The organism is Streptomyces tsukubensis (assembly GCF_003932715.1).
Classification (GTDB): Bacteria; Actinomycetota; Actinomycetes; order Streptomycetales; family Streptomycetaceae; genus Streptomyces; species Streptomyces tsukubensis.
On record NZ_CP020700.1, the window covers coordinates 1,994,180 to 2,012,125 of the forward strand.

Consider the following 17,946-nt stretch of genomic DNA (forward strand, 5'->3'; position numbering starts at 1 on the left):
GCCCCGGCCCGACGACCACTTCCGCACTTCCCCACGCCCGCGCGCCGGAGCTGGGGAGACCCATCCGTTAGGAGCAACAGAAACCATGCCGGTTTCCGTAACCCTTCCGGCGCTCGGTGAGAGCGTCACCGAGGGCACCGTCACCCGCTGGCTGAAGGCCGAGGGCGAGCACGTCGAGGCCGACGAGCCGTTGCTGGAGGTCTCGACCGACAAGGTCGACACCGAGATCCCCGCCCCGGCCTCCGGAATCCTGGCCTCCATCAAGGTCGCCGAGGACGAGACCGTCGAGGTCGGCGCCGAGCTGGCGATCATCGACGACGGTACGGGTGCCCCGGCCGCCGCCCCGGCGCCCGCCGCCGAGGCCGCGCCCGCGCCCGCCCCGGCCGCCGAGCCCGCCGCCGCTCCGGCTCCGGCCCCGGTCGCCGAGGCTCCGGCCCCCGCGCCGGTGGCCGAGGCCGCCCCGGCCGCCGCCCCCGCGGGTGGCGCGTCCGGTACGGACGTCGTCCTGCCCGCACTCGGTGAGAGCGTCACCGAGGGCACCGTCACCCGCTGGCTGAAGCAGGTCGGTGAGTCGGTCGAGGAGGACGAGCCGCTGCTGGAGGTGTCCACCGACAAGGTCGACACCGAGATCCCCGCCCCGGTCGCCGGTGTGCTGCTGGAGATCGTCGTCGGCGAGGACGAGACGGCCGAGGTCGGCGCCAAGCTGGCCGTGATCGGTGCCCCCGGTGCGGCTCCGGCCGCCGCGCCCGCCGCCGCCCCCGCGGCTCCCGCCCAGGCTCCGGCTCCGGCTGCTCCCGCGGCCCCCGCGCCGGCCGCCGAGGCCCCGGCCCCGGCCCCCGCGCCTGCTCCGGCGGCGCCCGCCCCGGCCCCGCAGCCGGTGCAGGCTCCCGCCCCCGCCGCAGCCCCGGCCCCGGTGGCTCCGGCCGCGCCCGCGCCCGCCGCGGCTCCGGCGGCTCCCGCGGCTCCGGCTGCTTCTTCGGCGGGTGACGCCTACGTGACCCCGCTGGTCCGTAAGCTCGCCGCCGAGAACGGCGTGGACCTGTCCGCGGTCAAGGGCAGCGGTGTCGGTGGCCGGATCCGCAAGCAGGACGTCGTCAGCGCCGCCGCCGCGGCCGAGGCCGCCCGTACCGCAGCTCCGGCTCCCGCCGCTGCCGCCGCCCCGGCTCCGGCCGGTGCGAAGGCCCCGGTGCTGGAGGTCTCCCCGCTGCGCGGCCAGACGGTCAAGATGACCCGGATGCGCAAGCTCATCGGCGACAACATGATGAAGGCGCTGCACAGCCAGGCGCAGCTGACGACGGTCGTCGAGGTCGACGTCACCAAGCTGATGCGGCTGCGCAACCAGGCCAAGGGTGCCTTCGCCGCCCGTGAGGGCGTCAAGCTCTCCCCGATGCCGTTCTTCGTGAAGGCCGCGGCTCAGGCGCTGAAGGCCCACCCGATCGTGAACGCCCGGATCAACGAGGACGAGGGCACCATCACCTACTTCGACTCGGAGAACATCGGCATCGCCGTGGACTCCGAGAAGGGCCTGATGACCCCGGTCATCAAGGGTGCGGGTGACCTGAACCTCGCCGGTATCGCCAAGAAGACCGCGGAGCTCGCGGGTGCCGTGCGCACCAACAAGATCCGTCCGGACGATCTGGCGGGCGCCACGTTCACCATCAGCAACACCGGTTCGCGCGGTGCGCTCTTCGACACCGTCATCGTGCCGCCCACCCAGGCAGCCATCCTGGGCATCGGCGCCACGGTGAAGCGCCCGGCCGTGATCGAGACCGCCGACGGCACCGTCATCGGCGTCCGCGACATGGTCTACCTGTCGCTCTCCTACGACCACCGTCTGGTGGACGGCGCCGACGCCGCCCGCTACCTGACGACGGTCAAGGCGATCCTGGAGGCCGGCGAGTTCGAGGTCGAGCTCGGCCTGTAGCCCACCGCCGTACAGCCGCAGCAGGCACCCCAGCGCCCCCGCCGGACCCCCGGCGGGGGCGCTGCCGTGTCCCGGGGTCCGGCGGGGGCCCGGAGGCCCTCAGCGCGCCGTGGGGCCACCGGCCGACCGGCGCGGACCCGTGGCGGCGATAATGGGCGGGCATCCCATCTCCGGTCCCCCCTCGGGAGCTCTCATGACCCCGCCCCTCGTCCACTCGCTGCGGGAACAGATCCGCCAGCACATCGTGGAGGGCATCGTCAGCGGCCGGTGGAAGCCCGGTGAGCGGATCGTCGAGCGGGGTATCGCGACCGAGCTGCAGGTCTCCCAGACGCCCGTACGCGAGGCGCTGCGCGAGCTGGAGAGCCTGCGGCTCATCGAGTCGGTGCCGAACAAGGGCGTCCGGGTGCGGAACCTCACGGCCGCGGACCTGGAAGAGAGCTACCCGGTCCGGGCGGGCCTGGAGCAGATCGCGGCCGAACTGGCGGCGGAGAAGCTGGCCCGGGACTGCTCGGCGCTGACCCCGCACGTCGCCGCGTTGTACGAGGCCGACGAGGCGGGCGACTCCGCGGGCCAGGTCCGGCACACGGTCGGCTTCCACCGCGAACTGGTCCGGGCCGCGGACAACGCGGTCCTGCTGCACACCTGGGAGGGCCTGGGCATCGAGGTCTTCACGGCCCTGTCGATCCGCTGGCTGGGCACGGTCCAGCAGTCGTACGCGGAGGAGCACCAGGCCCTGGTGGACGCCTTCCAGCGGCGGGACCCGGAGATCGGGCCGCTGGTGAAGGCGCACGTCCTCGGCTGCGCGCCGCGCGCCTGACGGCGCGGTCGGGGGGCGGGTCCCGGGGCGCGCCCACCCGGGGACACCCCGGGCCCTCCGGGGACGGCCACGGAGCTGCGTGCCTACGGTGGAGTGCCGACCGCACCCGGTCCGTGGGCTTGTCGCGCAGTTCCGCCCCCTACGCCTAGCGGCGTGGGGGGACCCCCAGCGCCCCTCAATGCCCTCCGACGCCCCGGCCTGGACGGGAAATCGGCTCCGGGACGGCCGAGAAGTCAGGGGCGCTGGGGGTCCCCCACTGCGCGGGCAACCCGCGATGGGCGCGGGCGGCACTCCGCCGCACCCACCCGGCTCGGGAGCCGCCCCCTCCCCGCGCGGCAGCGCACCGCGCTGCGTGAGCGGGGCGCTACACAAAGTCCCAGGTCACCGGCACCGCGTGCCCTATTTCGTGGCACGGAATGCCAATTTCGCCCTCCGAACAAGTTTTACCTCCAAGCACTTTGATCGATCATCGATCAGAGGCTTACAGTCACTCGGGGCACATACGCCCCGACCGCCCTGTCCTGCCAGACAAGGCACCCCCCAAAGGCATCGCGTACCGACCCAGTACCACCTGCCTCCACCATCTCCACCCCACCTCCCAGTCCGGAAGGCGGCGATCATGACCGACCCCGTAGGCAAGCTTCCGAGCGAGCTGGACCAGCTCCCGGATCGCGATGCCGAGGAGACCGCCGAATGGGCGGCATCCCTCGATGCCGTCGCCCAGCACGCCGGCCCCCACCGCGCCGCGTACCTGATGCGCCGCACCCTGCAGCACGCCGAGAAGGCGGGCGTACCCGTACCCCGGCTGCTGGAGACGGACTACGTCAACACCATCCCTACCCCCGCCGAGCCCGCCTTCGACGGCGACGAGGCGATGGAAGCCCGGATCACGGCCTGGAACCGCTGGAACGCGGCCGCCATGGTGACCCGCGGCGCCCGGCTGGGCGTCGGCGGCCACATCGCGACCTTCGCGTCCGCGGCCTGGCTCTACGAGACCGGCTTCAACCACTTCTTCCGCGGGAAGGAGGGCGACGGCAGCGGCGACCAGCTCTACATCCAGGGCCATGCCTCGCCCGGCATATACGCCCGTGCCTTCCTCGACGGCCGCCTCACCGAGGCCCATCTCGACAACTTCCGCCAGGAGGCGGGCGGTGCCGGTCTGCCGTCGTACCCGCATCCGCGCCGGCTGCCCTGGCTGTGGGAGTTCCCGACGGTCTCCATGGGCCTGGGCCCGCTCTCCGCGATCTACCAGGCGCGGTTCAACCGCTATCTCCACAACCGGTCGATCAAGGACACCTCCAACTCGCACGTCTGGGCCTTCCTCGGCGACGGCGAGATGGACGAGCCCGAGTCGACCGCGGCCCTCGCCCTGGCGGCCCGGGAGCAGCTGGACAACCTGACCTTCGTCATCAACTGCAACCTGCAGCGCCTCGACGGTCCGGTCCGCGCCAACTTCAAGATCGTCCAGGAGCTGGAGGCCCAGTTCCGCGGCGCCGGCTGGAACGTCGTGAAGACGCTCTGGGGCAACGCCTGGGACGAGCTGTTCGCCCTCGACACCACCGGTGCGCTGGTCCGCCGGCTGCGCGAGGTGCCGGACGCCCAGTTCCAGACGTACGCGACCCGTGACATCGCGTACATCCGCGAGCACTTCTTCGGCGCCGAGCCCGCCCTCGCCGAGCTGGCGAAGGTCCTCACGGACGCCAAGATCGCCGAATGCTTCTACACCTCCCGCGGCGGCCACGAGGCCCGCAAGGTGTACGCGGCCTACCGCGCCGCCCTCGCCCACAAGGGCGCGCCGACCGTGATCCTCGCGCAGACCGTGAAGGGCCACACCCTCGGCAAGGGCTTTGCGTCGAAGAACGCGAACCACCAGATGAAGAAGCTCTCGGTCGACGAGTTCAAGGACATGCGGGAGCTGCTCGGGCTGCCGATCCCGGACAGCGCGTTCGCCGACGGCGTGGTCCCCTACGGCCACCCGGGCGCGGACTCCCCCGAGGTCCGCTACCTCCAGGAGCGGCGCGCGGCCCTCGGCGGCCCCGCCCCGGTCCGCCGGGTGCACCAGGTGGTGCTGCCCGAGCCGGAGGAGCGCGGTTTCAAGGCCCTGCAGAAGGGCTCCGGCAACCAGGAGATGGCCACCACCATGGCCTTCGTCCGCCTGGTGAAGGACCTGATGCGGGACAAGGAGACCGGCCGCCGCTGGGTGCCGATCGTCCCCGACGAGGCCCGTACCTTCGGTATGGAGTCCCTCTTCCCGTCCGCGGGCATCTACTCGCCGCTCGGCCAGACGTACGAGCCGGTCGACCGCGACCAGCTGATGTACTACAAGGAAGCCACGGACGGCCAGATCCTCAACGAGGGGATCACCGAGGCCGGGTCCATGGCGGACTTCATCGCCGCCGCGACGTCGTACGCGACGCACGGCGAGCCGATGATCCCGTTCTACATCTTCTACTCCATGTTCGGCTGGCAGCGCACCGGCGACCAGATGTGGCAGCTGGCCGACCAGCTCGGCAAGGGCTTCATCGTCGGCGCCACCGCGGGCCGTACGACCCTCACCGGTGAGGGCCTCCAGCACGCGGACGGCCACTCGCACCTGATCGCGTCCACGAACCCGGCGTCGCTCAACTACGACCCGGCGTTCGCGTACGAGATCGCGGTGATCGTCAAGGACGGTCTGCGCCGGATGTACGGTCCGGATGCCGAGGACGTCTTCTACTACCTGACGGTCTACAACGAGCCCAAGCCGCAGCCCGCGATGCCCGAGGGCGTCGAGGAGGGCATCCTCAAGGGCCTGTACCGCTTCCGCGAGGGCACCGCGGCCCGTCCGGACTCGCCGCGGCTCCAGCTGCTGGCGTCCGGTACGGCGATCCACTGGGCGCTGGAGGCGCAGCGGATGCTCGCCGACGAGTGGGGCGTCACGGCCGATGTGTGGTCGGCGACGTCCTGGGGCGAGCTGCGCCGGGACGCCCTGGAGGCGGACGAGGCGCTGCTCCGCGGCGAGGAGCGCACCCCGTACGTCCGTCAGGCGCTGGCCGGGGCGCCGGGTCCGGTCATCGCGGTCAGCGACTGGATGCGGCAGGTGCCGGACCAGATCAGCCAGTGGGTCGAGCAGGACTGGTCGTCCCTCGGCACCGACGGCTTCGGTCTGTCGGACACCCGTGAGGCGGCGCGCCGGCACTTCGGCGTGGACGCTCCGTCGATCACCGTGGCGGCGCTGGCGCAGCTCGCGCGGCGCGGCGAGGTTCCGGCCTCGGCGGTGAAGGAAGCCCGGGAGCGCTACGGGCTCTGACGTTCCCGAAGATCACCCCCGCGTGGTACGCACCACCGCCCGGGGGTGGTGTCGTTTCCGGGGCCGTCTGCCGGGACGGCCGCGGGAAGGGCTGCGGGGGCCGGCTGCGGGCCGGGGCGGGGGTCCGGGCATGCTGGAGGCGTCCGCCCGTACGCCGGTACGCCTGCCGGAATCCGAGGAGTGGTCCGTGTTCACCATCGGGGACTTCGCCCGCCACGGCCGGGTGTCCGCCCGGATGCTCCGGCACTACGACGCGATCGGGCTGCTCCGCCCCGAGCACACCGATCCGCGTACGGGCTACCGCCACTACGCGGCCGCGCAGCTCGCGGTCCTCAACCGGATCGTCGCCCTGAAGGACCTCGGTTTCACCCTGGAGCAGGTGCGGCGGTTCCTGGACGACCGGGTGGGTACGGAGGAGCTGCGGGGGATGCTGCTGCTGCGCCGGGCCGAGCTGGAGGCGGCGGTGGCGGAGGCCGCCGGGCGGCTCGGCGGGGTCGAGGCCCGGCTGCGGTCCATCGAGAACGAGGGCCGGATGCCGGCCGACGACGTCGTCCTCAAGTCCGTCCCTGCGGTCCGGGTCGCCGAGCTGTCGGCCGTCGCGCGGAGCTACGGCCCCGAGGACATCGGCCCTGTCATCGGTCCGCTGTACGAGGAGCTGTTCCGGCGGCTCGCGGCGGCGGGCGTCTCCCCGGCGGGTCCGGGGATCGCGTACTACGAGAACAGCGCGAACACCGCGAACACCGCGAGCGCCACGAACGCCACGAACGCCGAGGGCTACGGGGAGGGCGCGGAGGGCGCGGTCGTGGTGCATGCGGCGGTCACGCTGTCCGCGGGGGACCGGCCGGGCCCGGATGTGCCGGTGGTGGTGCTCCCGGCGCTGGAGCGGGCGGCGACGATCGTGCACCGCGGGTCGATGGACGCGGTCGTTCCGACGGCGCAGACGCTCGCCCGCTGGGTCGACGCGCACGGCCACCGCTCGGCCGGATTCGCGCGGGAGGTGACCCTGGAGTGCCCGCCCGACCGGGAGAAGTGGGTCACCGAACTCCAGGAGCCCCTGCTCTGACACCGTCCCGGGCGGCGGTCGCGGTGCTGCGGGCATGATGGGGGGATGCGCGCTGCCCGGCTGATCAGAATGGTGCTGCTGCTCCAGTCGAGGCCCTCGATGACGGGGGCGGAGCTGGCCCGGGAGCTGGAGGTCTCCGAGCGCACCGTCAGCCGGGACGCGCTCGCCCTCTCCGAGGCGGGCGTGCCGGTCTACGCGGACCGCGGCCGGATCGGCGGCTACCGGCTCGTCGGCGGCTACCGGACCCGGCTCACCGGTCTGGGCCGCAGCGAGGCGGAGGCACTGTTCCTGTCCGGGCTGCCGGGCGCCCTGCGCGATATGGGCCTGGAGGACGCGGCATCGGCGGCCCGGCTGAAGGTCACCGCCGCCCTGCTGCCCTCCCTGAGCGACGCCCCGCACACCGCGGCGCAGCGTTTCCATCTGGACGCGCCGGGCTGGTACTCCGAGCCGGAGACCCCGCCGCTGCTGGCCGAGCTGGCGGACGCGGTGTGGCGGGACCGGCGGGTGACGGTGGCGTACGCGAACCGGCACGGGGAGCGGGTCGAGCGGGTGCTGGAGCCGCACGGTCTGGTGCTGAAGGCGGGTGTCTGGTACCTCTGCGCGCGGGTGGCCGGGGGCGGGGAGGACGCGTCCTCCCGTACCGACTCCGCCCCTTCCGCGTCCTCCGCGCCCTTCCGTGTCTACCGCATCGACCGATTCTCCGCGGTCGGCCCCACCGCCCCCGAGTCCGTTCCAGGGGCCTCCCCGGAGGCCTTCGGCTCCGACGGGGACGGCGGCGTCTTCGACCGCGACCCGGATTTCGACCTCCCGGCGTTCTGGGAAGAGCGGGCGGCCCAGTTCGCCCGCTCCATCCTCCGTTCCGAAGTGGTGCTCCGGCTGACGGAGGAGGGCGCGCGGCGACTGCCGTACGTGACGGACCGGGCCGCCGCCCGGGAGGCGCTGGCCGCCGTGGTACCGGACGGCGAGGGGCGGGTGACGGTCACCCTCCCCGTCGAGTCCACCGAGGTGGCGTACGTCCAGCTGCTCTCCCTGGGCCCGGACGCGGAGGTGCTGGGCCCGCCCGGGCTGCGGACGCTCTTCGCCGGGGCGGCGGCGCGGATGGCGGAGCAGTACGGTGCGCGGCTCAGCGGTAGCCGGCCGGATCGGGCTTCTCCCCCGCCTGCTCCGCCAGGATGAAGCCCCAGACGTCGGGGCGGCTTCCGTCGGTGTCGGTGATGCCGTACTCCCTCGCGAGTTCTCCGCTGTCGAGGGACTGCCCGTTGAACCGGGCCCGGTCCGGGTCCGCGGCGAGGGCGGCGACCCCGCGGGCGAGATAGGCGGGCGATTCGGAGAGCGCCCAGTGTTCGGGAAGGGTCCCGATGCCGTCGCGCCAGGTCTCCTCGGTCAGCCCGAAGTGGTCGAGCATCTCCTCGGAGCGCAGGAAGCCCGGGGTGACGGCGGTCGCGGAGGCACCGGCGTGCTTCAGCTCCTCGCCCAGGAGGAACGCCATCCGGATGGGTCCGTTCTTCGCCAGGTCGTAGTAGAAGTTCTCGCGGTATCCCCGGTTGGTGCGGGCGGTGCCGTCGGTGACCTCGACGACCAGCCCGCCGGGCCGCCGGACCAGCAGCGGCAGGGCGATGCTGCTGGTGATGATGTGGGTACGGACCCCCAGGTCGATCATCCGCAGCCCGCGCTCCAGGTCGACGTCCCACATGCGGGTGTCGAAGTCGAGCAGCGGATTGCCGCCCCAGACGTCGTTGACGAGGACGTCGAGGCGTCCGTGGTCCCGGTCGATCCGGTCGACCAGCCGCCGCACCTGCTCGGCGTCGAGATGGTCGGTGGGTACGGCGATGCCCTCGCCGCCCGCCGCGGTGACCAGCTCCGCGGTCTGTTCGATGGTCTCGCCCGGGCGGCCCAGTTCGCTGACCCGGTCGCGGATGGTGCGCCCGGTGGCGTAGACGGTCGCGCCGGCCGCGCCCAGGGCCACGGCGAGGGCGCGCCCGGCCCCCCGGGTGGCGCCCGCGACCAGGGCGATCCGTCCGGCGAGTGGCTGCTGCTTCGGTGTGCTCGCTGTCATGGCAACGACCGTGTCAGGGAATCCCGACATCTGCTGTCCGGGTTCGACGCGCGGTTTCCGCGCCGGGCCGTCCGGCCCGGCGGCCCCGCGGGCGGCCCGTCCGGGTATCCCGCCGCCGGCGGATTACCGCGCTCCGCGTGCGCGTCCCGCCGTAACGCACGATGCTGGACGCGTGATGGACGAGACGGAGTTCTGGGAGATCGTCGACGGCACCCGCGATGCCGCCGAGGGCGATCCCGAGGACCATGCGGATCTTCTGGTCGAGCGGCTGCTCCGGCTCGACCCCGACTCCGTGCTCGACTTCGCCCGCCATTTCGAGGCCCGCTACAACCGTGCGTACACCTGGGATCTGTGGGGTGCGGCGGCCGTGCTGCTGCGCGGTGCGAGCGACGACGCCTTCGACTACTTCCGCTGCTGGCTGATCGGCCAGGGCCGGGAGGTCTTCGAGGGTGCGGTGCACGATCCGGACTCCCTCGCCGAGCTGCTCGACGACTTCGACGAGGACATCGACGGCGACGGCGAGGAGCTGGGCTACGCCGCCGACGAGGCGTACGAGCAGCTCACCGGGGCGATCGCACCCGATCTGGGGCTGCCGCCGCAGCCGGCGGAACCGCTGGGCACCCCGTTCGCCTTCGACGACGACGCGGATCTGGCGCGCCGCTTCCCCCGGCTCTGGGAGCGCTTCGGGCCGGAGTGACCGGGGCGGGCGGTTCGGCCCGGGGGCTCAGTCCAGGCGGCGGCCCATGAGGACGTCGTCCACGTACTCCCCGCCGAGGTGGAACTCGCCCGGCAGTACGCCCTCGACGGTGAACCCCTCGCTCTCGTACAGGGCGCGGGCGGGGGCGTTGTGTCCGAGGACCCGCAGGGTCATCCGGACGGCGCCCTGCCGCCGCGCTTCGTCATACGCGGCACGGAGCAACGCCCGGGCCACCCCGCGCCCACGGGCGGCCTCCGCCACGGCCAGTCCCTGTATCTGGCGGACGTGCCGGTTGCAGAGCAGCGGGGTCGGCGGCACCAGCCGGATGTATCCGAGCAGCCCGCCGGGCCCACGAGCCCCTTCGGCCCCTTCAGCCTCCTCTGCGACGAGGTAGTGCTCGGGCCGGTGGCTGGAGTCGAAGAAGGGGTCGTACGGAGGGACCGGCTCGGGCGCCACGGCGTGCAGCGTCGACCAGGTGTCCCGGTCGAGCGCGCCGAGCGCCGCCCCGTCCTCGGCCCGCGCGGACCGGACCCGGAAGGAACCGGGGTGAGCAGAGTGCATGGTTGATGCAGGGAACTCGGACATGCGGGTCACTGTTTCACACCCCCTCACAGGGCAGGATGGCCTTTATGAGGATCGCGGTCTCCGGCTCCACCGGACTCATCGGCAGGGCACTCGTCCACTCCCTGCGCTCCGACGGCCACGAGGTGGTCACCCTGGTGCGCAGACCGGCGCGGACCGGGGACGAGGTGCGCTGGGATCCGCACCGGGGACAGGTCGACACGGCGGGTCTGGTCGGCTGCGATGCCGTGGTCAACCTCGCGGGTGCGGGGGTGGGCGACCACCGCTGGACGGCCGCGTACCGCAAGGAAATCCGCGACAGCCGGGTCCTGGGCAATGCGGCGCTCGCCGATGCCGTCACCTCTCTGGACACCCCGCCGCGGGTGCTGCTCTGCGGCAGCGCCGTGGGCTACTACGGGGACACCGGCGGCCGTGCGGTCGACGAGAGCGCCCCCGCGGGGTCGGGCTTCCTGCCGGAGGTCTGCGTGGAGTGGGAGGCGGCGGCGGACCCGGCGCGGAAGGCGGGCATCCGTACCGTCTTCGCCCGCACCGGGCTGGTGGTGGCGCGCAGCGGCGGCGCCTGGGGCCGGATGTTCCCGCTGTTCAAGGCCGGTCTCGGCGGACGGCTGGGCGACGGCCGGCAGTACTGGAGCTTTATCTCGCTGCACGACGAGGTGGCGGCGCTGCGGCACCTCCTCGATACGGCTTCCCTGTCCGGTCCGGTGAACTGCACGGCGCCCGAACCGCTGACCAACCGTGAGATCACGGCGGCGATGTCCCGCGCGGTGCACCGCCCGGCCCTGTTCACGGTCCCCCGGTTCGCGCTGCGCGCCGCGCTGGGCGGGATGGCGTCCGACGTCCTGGCCAGCACCCGTGCGGTCCCCCGCAAACTGCTGGACTCGGGCTTCACGTTCGCCTTCCCCGGTATCGACGCGGCGATCACGGCGGCCCTCAGCGGCCCGGACCCGACGACGCCGGACCGCTAGGTCGTCTCTTTCGCATTCCTGCCGGGTTCGCGTGCCTCCCCCGGCTACCGCTGGGGGATGCGGATGGGGGCCTCCCCGGGCGGTAGCCCCGGGAGCGTACCCCCGCCGCGTGGGCTCCCTCCCCCGCGGAAGCAGCCGTACCCCCGCACCATCCACCCGAACACCGGCCCCGGGCGGCCGCTCCCGGGCCCCGCCGTACGATCTCCGCGTCCGGGCCCCGGCCCCGCATACGGCCCGGTACCCGCCCGCCCGGCGGCCCGGCGCTCCGGCGGGCTTCGGGGCGTTCCGGCCAACCACCCGGGTCCGGTGGCCGACCGTGGCCCGGCCCGGCGGCCCGCCCGGTCCGCTGCGCGCCGGTGCGGATCCTTCCGGCAGCGGCCCGGCCCGGCACCGTACCCCCGTGGCAGCAGGCCCCGGCCCGGCACCGGCACACCCGCCCCCTGGGCACCTCCCGGCACCGCCGCCGCAGGAGGCACGCCCCCGATCCGTGCCCCGGCCCGGAAGGCCGCTTGCGGCACATGCCGTCGGCACCCCGCCGCGGCATGCCCCCGGGCGCCGGGGCCCACCGGCCCCTCCCCCGCCCCGAGCTGGGCGGACACCGCCGGGGCCATGGGCCGCGGTCATGCGCCCCGCACGCCCCCGTGCCCCGTCGCACGCGCGCGGCGAGGATCGGCCACCGCTCCTAACCTCGTGCCGAACTCCGGTATTCGTCGGGCCCGTCGAGGGCATCACCCTGGGGGAGCCCGACCTCCCGCCAGCCGTTGCCGACCTCGGGGAGGGGCACGTGCTCAGCAGCACCTCACACCATGCGGACCATGCGGACGTCATTGTCGTGGGAGCCGGCGCCGCCGGGCTCTCCGCAGCCCTCGCACTCACCGCCGCAGGCATCGGCGTCTCCGTCCTGGAGGCCTCGGACCGGCCCGGCGGCCGGATGACCACCGAGGAGACCGACGGGTTCCGTCTCGACCGCGTCGGCCGGTTCCTCAGCACCTCCCACCGGGAGCTGCACCGCCTGCCCGACCTGTCGGCCCTGACCCTGCGTCCGTTCGCGCCGGGAGTGCTGGTCCACGGCGACGGCAGACTGCACCGTACGGGCGAGGTGGTACGCCGCCGGAGCCCGGCGCCCGTGCCGTACCCCCGGGCACACCCCGACGGAGCCGACCCCTCCGGCGCGTACGGCGCCTGGGCGGCCCGGAGGGGCGTGGGGGGAGCACTGACCATGGCGCGCGCCCTCGCGAGCGCCCCCAGACCGCTGGACGAGGCCCGGCTCGGCGCCTCCCTGGCCAGGCTCGCGGGAATGTCGGCGGCACGGCTCGCGGCCCGCCCCGAGCGGTCGGCGGCCGAGGCGATAGCCGCCCGCGGGCTCCCCGCCCGTACCGTCGGCGGCTTTCTGCACCCGCTGCTGTCGGCGCTGCTGTGCGATCCGGAGCTGACGACGTCGAGCCGGTGCGCCGATCTCGTACTGCGCAGCTTCGCCCGGGGCCGTCTCTGCGTGCCCGAAGGCGGTTCGGGGGCGGTGCCCGATCTGCTGGCCGCGGCCCTGCCGCCGGGCACGGTCCTGACCGGCGTCCGGGTCAAGGAGGCGTCGATCAACCGGGTCAGCACGGAGGAGTACGGCGAACTGACCTGCCGGGCCCTGGTCCTCGCCACGGGTGCCCGGGAGGCGGCCGAACTCCTGCCGGGCCTGCGGGTGCCGGACTTCCATCCGGTGACCCTGCTGCACCACAGCGCGCCCGAGGCGCCGCCGACGGGTGCGGCGCTGGTGCTGGACGCGGACCGGACTGGCCCGGTGGCGCACACCGCGGTGATGAGCGCGGTCGACCCGACGCGTGCGCCGGAGGGCCGCGCGCTGATCACCTCGGCGGTGCTGGGCACTCCCCCGGCCGGTCCGGACGCCGTGGTCCGCGCTCAGCTGGCGAGGATGTACGGGGTGCCGACGGGCGACTGGGAGCTGCTCGCGGTCCACCGGACGCCCGACGCGGTCCCCGCGATGCCCGCCCCGCACGATCCGCGCCGCCGGGTCCGGGTGCTGTCCGGCCTGTACGTCTGCGGCGACCACCGCGATACGAGTACGGTCCAGGGCGCCCTCCGCTCGGGCCGCCGCGCCGCCCAGGCGGTGCTGCGCGACTTCGGCGTCCCCGGCGTCCCGGAGCTGCCGCTGGCGGCGTGAGCCCTCGCTGCGGCCGTGCCCCGGGGCCCGGGGCACGGCCGGGTGATGGCGACCACGGCCCGCCCACCGGGCCCGTGGCCTCCCGCACCGGCGGCGGCTAGCCGAGGGCCGCGACCCGCTCCCGGTAGGTGCGTACCGCCGCCGCCTCGCGGTACGGCTCCAGTCGGCGTTCGAAGTCGCGGACGTACTCCAGCGCCCGGACCGAGCGCATCTCGGAGGCCTGGAGCGCGGCCTCCGCGCCCAGGGCGCACGCCTGGTCGAGTTCACCGAGGCCGAGGCGGGCGGTGGCGAGGACGACACGGCAGAAGAGCCGGCTGCGGGCCGGTCCGTGCGGGCGGAGCTGGAGGGAGCGCTCCGCGTGCTGGACGGCGGGGCGGTACTGCTGGAGATCCCGGTAGCAGTGCCCGAACTCGTCCGCGAGCTGTGCCTCGTCGAAGAAGCGCGCCCAGTGCGGCACCTCGTCGCCCGAGCGGGCCGACTCCAGCGCCCGTTCGGCCCGGACCAGGGACGCGGTGCAGGCGCGGGCCTCCCCGAGGACGCCGTGGCCCCGGGCCTCCACCGCGTGCAGCAGCGACTGCACCACGGGCGGGGCGGACGGGCCGAGCCCCTGCTGGGCGACCCGGGTGAGCTGGACGGCCTCGCGCCCGTGGCCCAGATAGACGGCCTGACGGCTCATGGTGACCAGGACGTACGAGCCGTAGGCCCGATCCCCGGCGGCCTGCGCCAGCCGCAGCGCCTGGACGAAGTAGCGCTGGGCCAGACCGTGGGCGGCGATATCGTACGAGGTCCACCCGGCGAGCCGGGTGAGATCAGCGACGGCGCCGAACAGCCGACGCCCGGTGACCTCCCCGTACGTACCGCGGAGCATCGGTTCGGCCTCGTGCTCCAGATAGCGGACGAGGGCCTGGCGGGCATGGCCGCCGCCGTAGGCGTTGTCGATGGTGCGGAACAGTTCGCCGACCGAGCGCAGTGCGGCGATGTCACCGCTGGAGACCCGCTGGCCGGGGGCCCGTTCGGTGATCCGGTCGGCGGTGCGCTGCCGGGGGACGCCGCTGCCGCCCTGGACGGGTACCCGCGGTCCGCCGGGTCCGGTGCCCGGGGTGGGGTCGCCCCGCCCGACGCGTTCGTCGGCCCGTCCGATCAGCCAGTCACGGCTGGGGACGACGAGCCCGGCGGGGGTGAATGCGATCTTGCGCAGTTCGGCGTGGCTGCCGGAGTCCTTGCGCCAGAGCCCGCCGACGATCTCGACGGCCTCCTCGGGGGTGGCGGCGAACTCCAGCCCCGCGTAGACGGGGGCGCAGGCGTCGAGCCCCAGGTCCTGTGCCGACAGCCGTCTGCCGAGCCGGCGGGTGAAGACCTCGGCGATGAGTGCGGGGGTGGTGCCGCGCGGCTGCTGGCCCCGGAGCCAGCGGGTCACGGACGTCTTGTCGTAGCGGAGGTCGAGACCGTGCTCAAGACCGAGCTGGTCCACTCTGCGGGCGAGCCCGGCATTGGAGAATCCTGCTTCGGCGATGAGTGCGGCAAGCTGGCGGTTGGGGATGCGCTGCGGGGGTCGTTCCGTCATCAGCCGTGTGGTCTCCTGCCTTCCGGGCCGGTCGCAGCCCTCATGGAACGGCGCGAATTTAGCGGCCCCTCCGGCCCGGCCCACAGGCTTCGAAGGAGCTTCATCCGAACGTGTGAGGATGGGGGGTGCGCTGACGGGAGAAACCTCCCGCCCGTGGCCGGTACCCCCCGCCGTACAGTGGCAGGGGCCGCGGCGGGCACGACGAGCACGACGGGCACGACGCAAGGTTCGAAGGAGGCAGTGCGGTGGGTGAGCTGCGGTTCGTCCGACTGGGCTTCGGCGGGGACGCCGTCGAGTACCAGGAGGCGTGGCAGAAGCAGCGCGAGGTCCACGCCGCGCGGTTCGCGGACGAGATCCCGGACACGTGTCTGCTGCTGGAGCACCAGCCGGTGTACACGGCGGGGCGGCGGACCGAGGACAGCGAACGGCCCCTCGACGGCACCCCCGTCGTCGACGTGGACCGCGGCGGCAAGATCACCTGGCACGGCCCGGGGCAGCTGGTGGGCTATCCGATCCTGAAGCTGCCGCGGCCGGTGGACGTGGTGGCCCATGTCCGCAGGCTGGAGGAGGCGCTGATCAACGCCTGCGCCGAGTTCGGCCTGGCGACGAGCCGGGTGGAGGGGCGCAGCGGCGTCTGGGTGCTGGGCGATCTGGTGGAGCAGCGGCCGTCCCCGGGCGGGCTCTCCCTGGACTTCGACCCCCGGCTGCACGACGACGAGTTCGACCCGCGGCTCAACGGCCCCGAGTACGCCCCCTCCAACGCGGGCCAGCGGCGCGAGGACCGCAAGCTGGCCGCGATCGGGATCCGGATCGCGAAGGGCGTCTCGATGCACGGCTTCGCGCTCAATGTGAACCCGGACAACACCTGGTTCGACCGGATCGTGCCGTGCGGTATCCGGGACGCGGGCGTTGCGTCGCTCGCGGGCGAGCTGGGCCGTGACATCACGATCGCGGAGGTGCTGCCGGTGGTGGAGCGGCAGCTGCGGAAGGTGCTGGAGGGTGCCGATCCGCTTCCGCGGGCGGTCGGGACGACCGCCTGAACCGCCCCGGGGGCCGTTCGGGGGAATGCGCCTCAGCGTGACCGGGTTGTCACGAGGCAGGGCCGTACAAAGCACGGGCGTACCCTGGTGTGCGCCGCAGAATCGAATGCCGCGATAGCAGAAAGGGGCGCCACGTGTCCGCTGTCGCACCCGACGGACGCAAGATGCTGCGCCTGGAGGTCCGGAACAGCCAGACCCCCATCGAGCGCAAGCCCGAGTGGATCAAGACCCGGGCGAAGATGGGCCCCGAGTACACGAAGATGCAGAGCCTCGTGAAGCGCGAGGATCTGCACACGGTGTGCCAGGAGGCGGGCTGTCCCAATATCTTCGAGTGCTGGGAGGACCGCGAGGCCACCTTCCTCATCGGCGGTGACCAGTGCACCCGGCGCTGTGACTTCTGCCAGATCGACACCGGGAAGCCGGAGGCGCTGGACCGCGACGAGCCGCGCCGGGTCGGCGAATCCGTCGTCACGATGGACCTGAACTACGCGACGATCACCGGTGTCGCCCGGGACGACCTCCCGGACGGCGGCGCCTGGCTGTACGCGGAGACGGTACGGGAGATCCACCGGCAGACCGCCGCGCGCGCGGACGGCCGGACCAAGGTCGAGCTGCTGGCCCCGGACTTCAACGCGGTGCCGGAGCTGCTGGAGGAGGTCTTCGCCTCGCGGCCGGAGGTCTTCGCGCACAATGTCGAGACCGTGCCGCGGGTCTTCAAGCGGATCCGCCCCGGCTTCCGCTACGACCGGTCGCTGGAGGTGATCACCCGGGCCCGCGAGGCCGGTCTGGTCACCAAGTCGAATCTGATCCTGGGGCTGGGCGAGGAGCGGGCCGAGGTCTCCGACGCGCTGCGGCAGATGCACGACGCGGGCTGCGAGCTGATCACGATCACGCAGTATCTGCGGCCGTCGGTCCGCCACCACCCCGTGGAGCGGTGGGTGAAGCCCGACGAGTTCGTGGAGCTGAAGGAGGAGGCCGAGCAGATCGGCTACTCCGGAGTGATGTCGGGACCGCTGGTGCGCTCGTCGTACCGGGCGGGGCGGCTCTACCAGCAGGCGATGGAGAAGCGGCTGGCGGGCGAGCGGACCACGCTGCCCGTCGTGTGAATTCAAGCACAAGCTATTACCCCTCGGTAATACGAGGGTGGGCGCGGCCCGTATGCTTCCCGCAGGTGGGGACGGCGTACGGGCCGCGTCAGGATTCGGGGGCCGGGCGTCAGGGATTCATCGGCGTTTGACCGGTCGGTCACGCCCTGGTAACACCGAGCAGTGACCCTGGTGTCAGGCCCCGGGGACCGTCCGGCCGAAGGCGATCGGAAACGGTCGGGTACGACCATGTCCGTCCCCCCGGCTGCGATACGGCACCGGGCTACCGGCACTCCGGAACACCGCGCCGTCCGCGCACCACCCACCGGGTCCCCGCACCGTCGCACGCGCCCGTCGCACCGCCCCGTACCACCGCACCACCCCCGTCCGTCCACCGACCGCGACCGGTCTTCCCCCGCCCTCCGGCGGCCCCGGCCGCGGTCACCACTCCCCGAAGGGGGCCCCGCCATGCAGGCCGCGCAGGCACGTCCGGTACGCGCCACCGCCCTCCCGTCCGTGACCGGCGCGCTGCGCGCCATGGAGTCCCTGCTGCTCGGCAGCGGCCAGCGCACCGCCCGCCGCAACGCCTGGACGGCCGTCCTGGAGGACCGCCGCCGGGCCAGGGACCGGGTCGAGACGGAGCATGTACTGGAGGCCGTGGCGGAGCGCGCGCCGCGGGCCACGTAAACTTCGC

The 17,946-nt window shown here is 73.6% G+C and carries 14 protein-coding genes; 11 read left to right on the forward strand and 3 right to left on the reverse strand.

Features of this window, described 5'->3' with window-relative positions; genetic code table 11:
• The first annotated feature begins 85 nt into the window (after nucleotides 1-85).
• From sucB to B7R87_RS07405, 5 genes are all read left to right on the forward strand, one after another.
• Nucleotides 86-1,924, forward strand: coding sequence for a 2-oxoglutarate dehydrogenase, E2 component, dihydrolipoamide succinyltransferase (sucB, locus tag B7R87_RS07385; protein WP_130584566.1), 1,839 nt, complete (start codon nucleotides 86-88; stop codon nucleotides 1,922-1,924).
• A gap of 193 nt (nucleotides 1,925-2,117) precedes the next feature.
• Nucleotides 2,118-2,741 (forward strand): GntR family transcriptional regulator, encoded by a 624-nt coding sequence (locus B7R87_RS07390; RefSeq protein ID WP_130584567.1) that lies wholly within the window; start codon nucleotides 2,118-2,120, stop codon nucleotides 2,739-2,741.
• Nucleotides 2,742-3,360: 619 nt separating this feature from the next.
• Nucleotides 3,361-6,030, forward strand: a complete 2,670-nt coding sequence (aceE, locus tag B7R87_RS07395; protein WP_006349692.1) for a pyruvate dehydrogenase (acetyl-transferring), homodimeric type — start codon at nucleotides 3,361-3,363, stop codon at nucleotides 6,028-6,030.
• A gap of 187 nt (nucleotides 6,031-6,217) precedes the next feature.
• Nucleotides 6,218-7,093 carry a MerR family transcriptional regulator gene (locus B7R87_RS07400; RefSeq protein ID WP_040916518.1) on the forward strand — a complete coding sequence of 292 codons (876 nt, stop codon included), beginning with the start codon at nucleotides 6,218-6,220 and terminating at the stop codon, nucleotides 7,091-7,093.
• A 45-nt stretch (nucleotides 7,094-7,138) separates the two neighbouring features.
• On the forward strand, nucleotides 7,139-8,269 hold the full coding sequence (locus B7R87_RS07405; RefSeq protein ID WP_006349690.1) for a helix-turn-helix transcriptional regulator: 1,131 nt from the start codon (nucleotides 7,139-7,141) through the stop codon (nucleotides 8,267-8,269).
• On the opposite strand, the gene B7R87_RS07410 is transcribed toward B7R87_RS07405, so the two are convergent.
• Nucleotides 8,217-9,149: an SDR family oxidoreductase gene (locus tag B7R87_RS07410; RefSeq protein WP_006349689.1), complete on the reverse strand. Its 933-nt coding sequence runs from the start codon at nucleotides 9,147-9,149 to the stop codon at nucleotides 8,217-8,219. The two genes, B7R87_RS07405 and B7R87_RS07410, sit on opposite strands and share 53 nt — an antisense overlap.
• A gap of 175 nt (nucleotides 9,150-9,324) precedes the next feature.
• Here B7R87_RS07410 and B7R87_RS07415 point away from each other — a divergent pair, with 175 nt between their 5' ends.
• Nucleotides 9,325-9,846 (forward strand): DUF4240 domain-containing protein, encoded by a 522-nt coding sequence (locus tag B7R87_RS07415; protein ID WP_006349688.1) that lies wholly within the window; start codon nucleotides 9,325-9,327, stop codon nucleotides 9,844-9,846.
• Nucleotides 9,847-9,873: 27 nt separating this feature from the next.
• On the opposite strand, the gene B7R87_RS07420 is transcribed toward B7R87_RS07415, so the two are convergent.
• Complete coding sequence (locus B7R87_RS07420) at nucleotides 9,874-10,431, reverse strand: GNAT family N-acetyltransferase (protein ID WP_233168779.1); 558 nt, start codon at nucleotides 10,429-10,431, stop codon at nucleotides 9,874-9,876.
• Between the two features lie 35 nt (nucleotides 10,432-10,466).
• Here B7R87_RS07420 and B7R87_RS07425 point away from each other — a divergent pair, with 35 nt between their 5' ends.
• Together B7R87_RS07425 and B7R87_RS07430 are read left to right on the forward strand one after the other, a co-directional pair.
• Nucleotides 10,467-11,393, forward strand: coding sequence for a TIGR01777 family oxidoreductase (locus B7R87_RS07425; RefSeq protein ID WP_040916517.1), 927 nt, complete (start codon nucleotides 10,467-10,469; stop codon nucleotides 11,391-11,393).
• 784 nt (nucleotides 11,394-12,177) lie between these two features.
• Nucleotides 12,178-13,563 carry an NAD(P)/FAD-dependent oxidoreductase gene (locus B7R87_RS07430; RefSeq protein ID WP_233168781.1) on the forward strand — a complete coding sequence of 462 codons (1,386 nt, stop codon included), beginning with the start codon at nucleotides 12,178-12,180 and terminating at the stop codon, nucleotides 13,561-13,563.
• Between the two features lie 97 nt (nucleotides 13,564-13,660).
• On the opposite strand, the gene B7R87_RS07435 is transcribed toward B7R87_RS07430, so the two are convergent.
• Nucleotides 13,661-15,127 (reverse strand): hypothetical protein, encoded by a 1,467-nt coding sequence (locus tag B7R87_RS07435; protein ID WP_006349684.1) that lies wholly within the window; start codon nucleotides 15,125-15,127, stop codon nucleotides 13,661-13,663.
• 245 nt (nucleotides 15,128-15,372) lie between these two features.
• On the opposite strand from B7R87_RS07435, the gene lipB reads away from it, so the two are divergent.
• From lipB to B7R87_RS07450, 3 genes are all read left to right on the forward strand, one after another.
• Nucleotides 15,373-16,167, forward strand: a complete 795-nt coding sequence (gene lipB, locus B7R87_RS07440) for a lipoyl(octanoyl) transferase LipB (protein ID WP_006349683.1) — start codon at nucleotides 15,373-15,375, stop codon at nucleotides 16,165-16,167.
• 134 nt (nucleotides 16,168-16,301) lie between these two features.
• A complete protein-coding gene (gene lipA, locus B7R87_RS07445; RefSeq protein WP_040916510.1) occupies nucleotides 16,302-17,273 on the forward strand; it encodes a lipoyl synthase in 972 nt (323 codons plus the stop codon).
• Nucleotides 17,274-17,720: 447 nt separating this feature from the next.
• Complete coding sequence (locus tag B7R87_RS07450; RefSeq protein ID WP_006349681.1) at nucleotides 17,721-17,939, forward strand: SCO2195 family GlnR-regulated protein; 219 nt, start codon at nucleotides 17,721-17,723, stop codon at nucleotides 17,937-17,939.
• Nucleotides 17,940-17,946 lie beyond the last annotated feature (7 nt).

Bases quoted from the DNA above. Each gene is read 5' to 3' on its own strand.
- B7R87_RS07420 (WP_233168779.1), bottom strand. From the start codon at position 10,431: ATGTCCGAGTTCCCTGCATCAACCATGCACTCTGCTCACCCCGGTTCC.
- B7R87_RS07410 (WP_006349689.1), bottom strand. From the start codon at position 9,149: ATGACAGCGAGCACACCGAAGCAGCAGCCACTCGCCGGACGGATCGCC.
- B7R87_RS07425 (WP_040916517.1), top strand. From the start codon at position 10,467: ATGGCCTTTATGAGGATCGCGGTCTCCGGCTCCACCGGACTCATCGGC.
- B7R87_RS07415 (WP_006349688.1), top strand. From the start codon at position 9,325: ATGGACGAGACGGAGTTCTGGGAGATCGTCGACGGCACCCGCGATGCC.
- B7R87_RS07450 (WP_006349681.1), top strand. From the start codon at position 17,721: ATGCAGGCCGCGCAGGCACGTCCGGTACGCGCCACCGCCCTCCCGTCC.
- sucB (WP_130584566.1), top strand. From the start codon at position 86: ATGCCGGTTTCCGTAACCCTTCCGGCGCTCGGTGAGAGCGTCACCGAG.
- B7R87_RS07390 (WP_130584567.1), top strand. From the start codon at position 2,118: ATGACCCCGCCCCTCGTCCACTCGCTGCGGGAACAGATCCGCCAGCAC.
- aceE (WP_006349692.1), top strand. From the start codon at position 3,361: ATGACCGACCCCGTAGGCAAGCTTCCGAGCGAGCTGGACCAGCTCCCG.
- B7R87_RS07405 (WP_006349690.1), top strand. From the start codon at position 7,139: ATGCGCGCTGCCCGGCTGATCAGAATGGTGCTGCTGCTCCAGTCGAGG.
- B7R87_RS07435 (WP_006349684.1), bottom strand. From the start codon at position 15,127: ATGACGGAACGACCCCCGCAGCGCATCCCCAACCGCCAGCTTGCCGCA.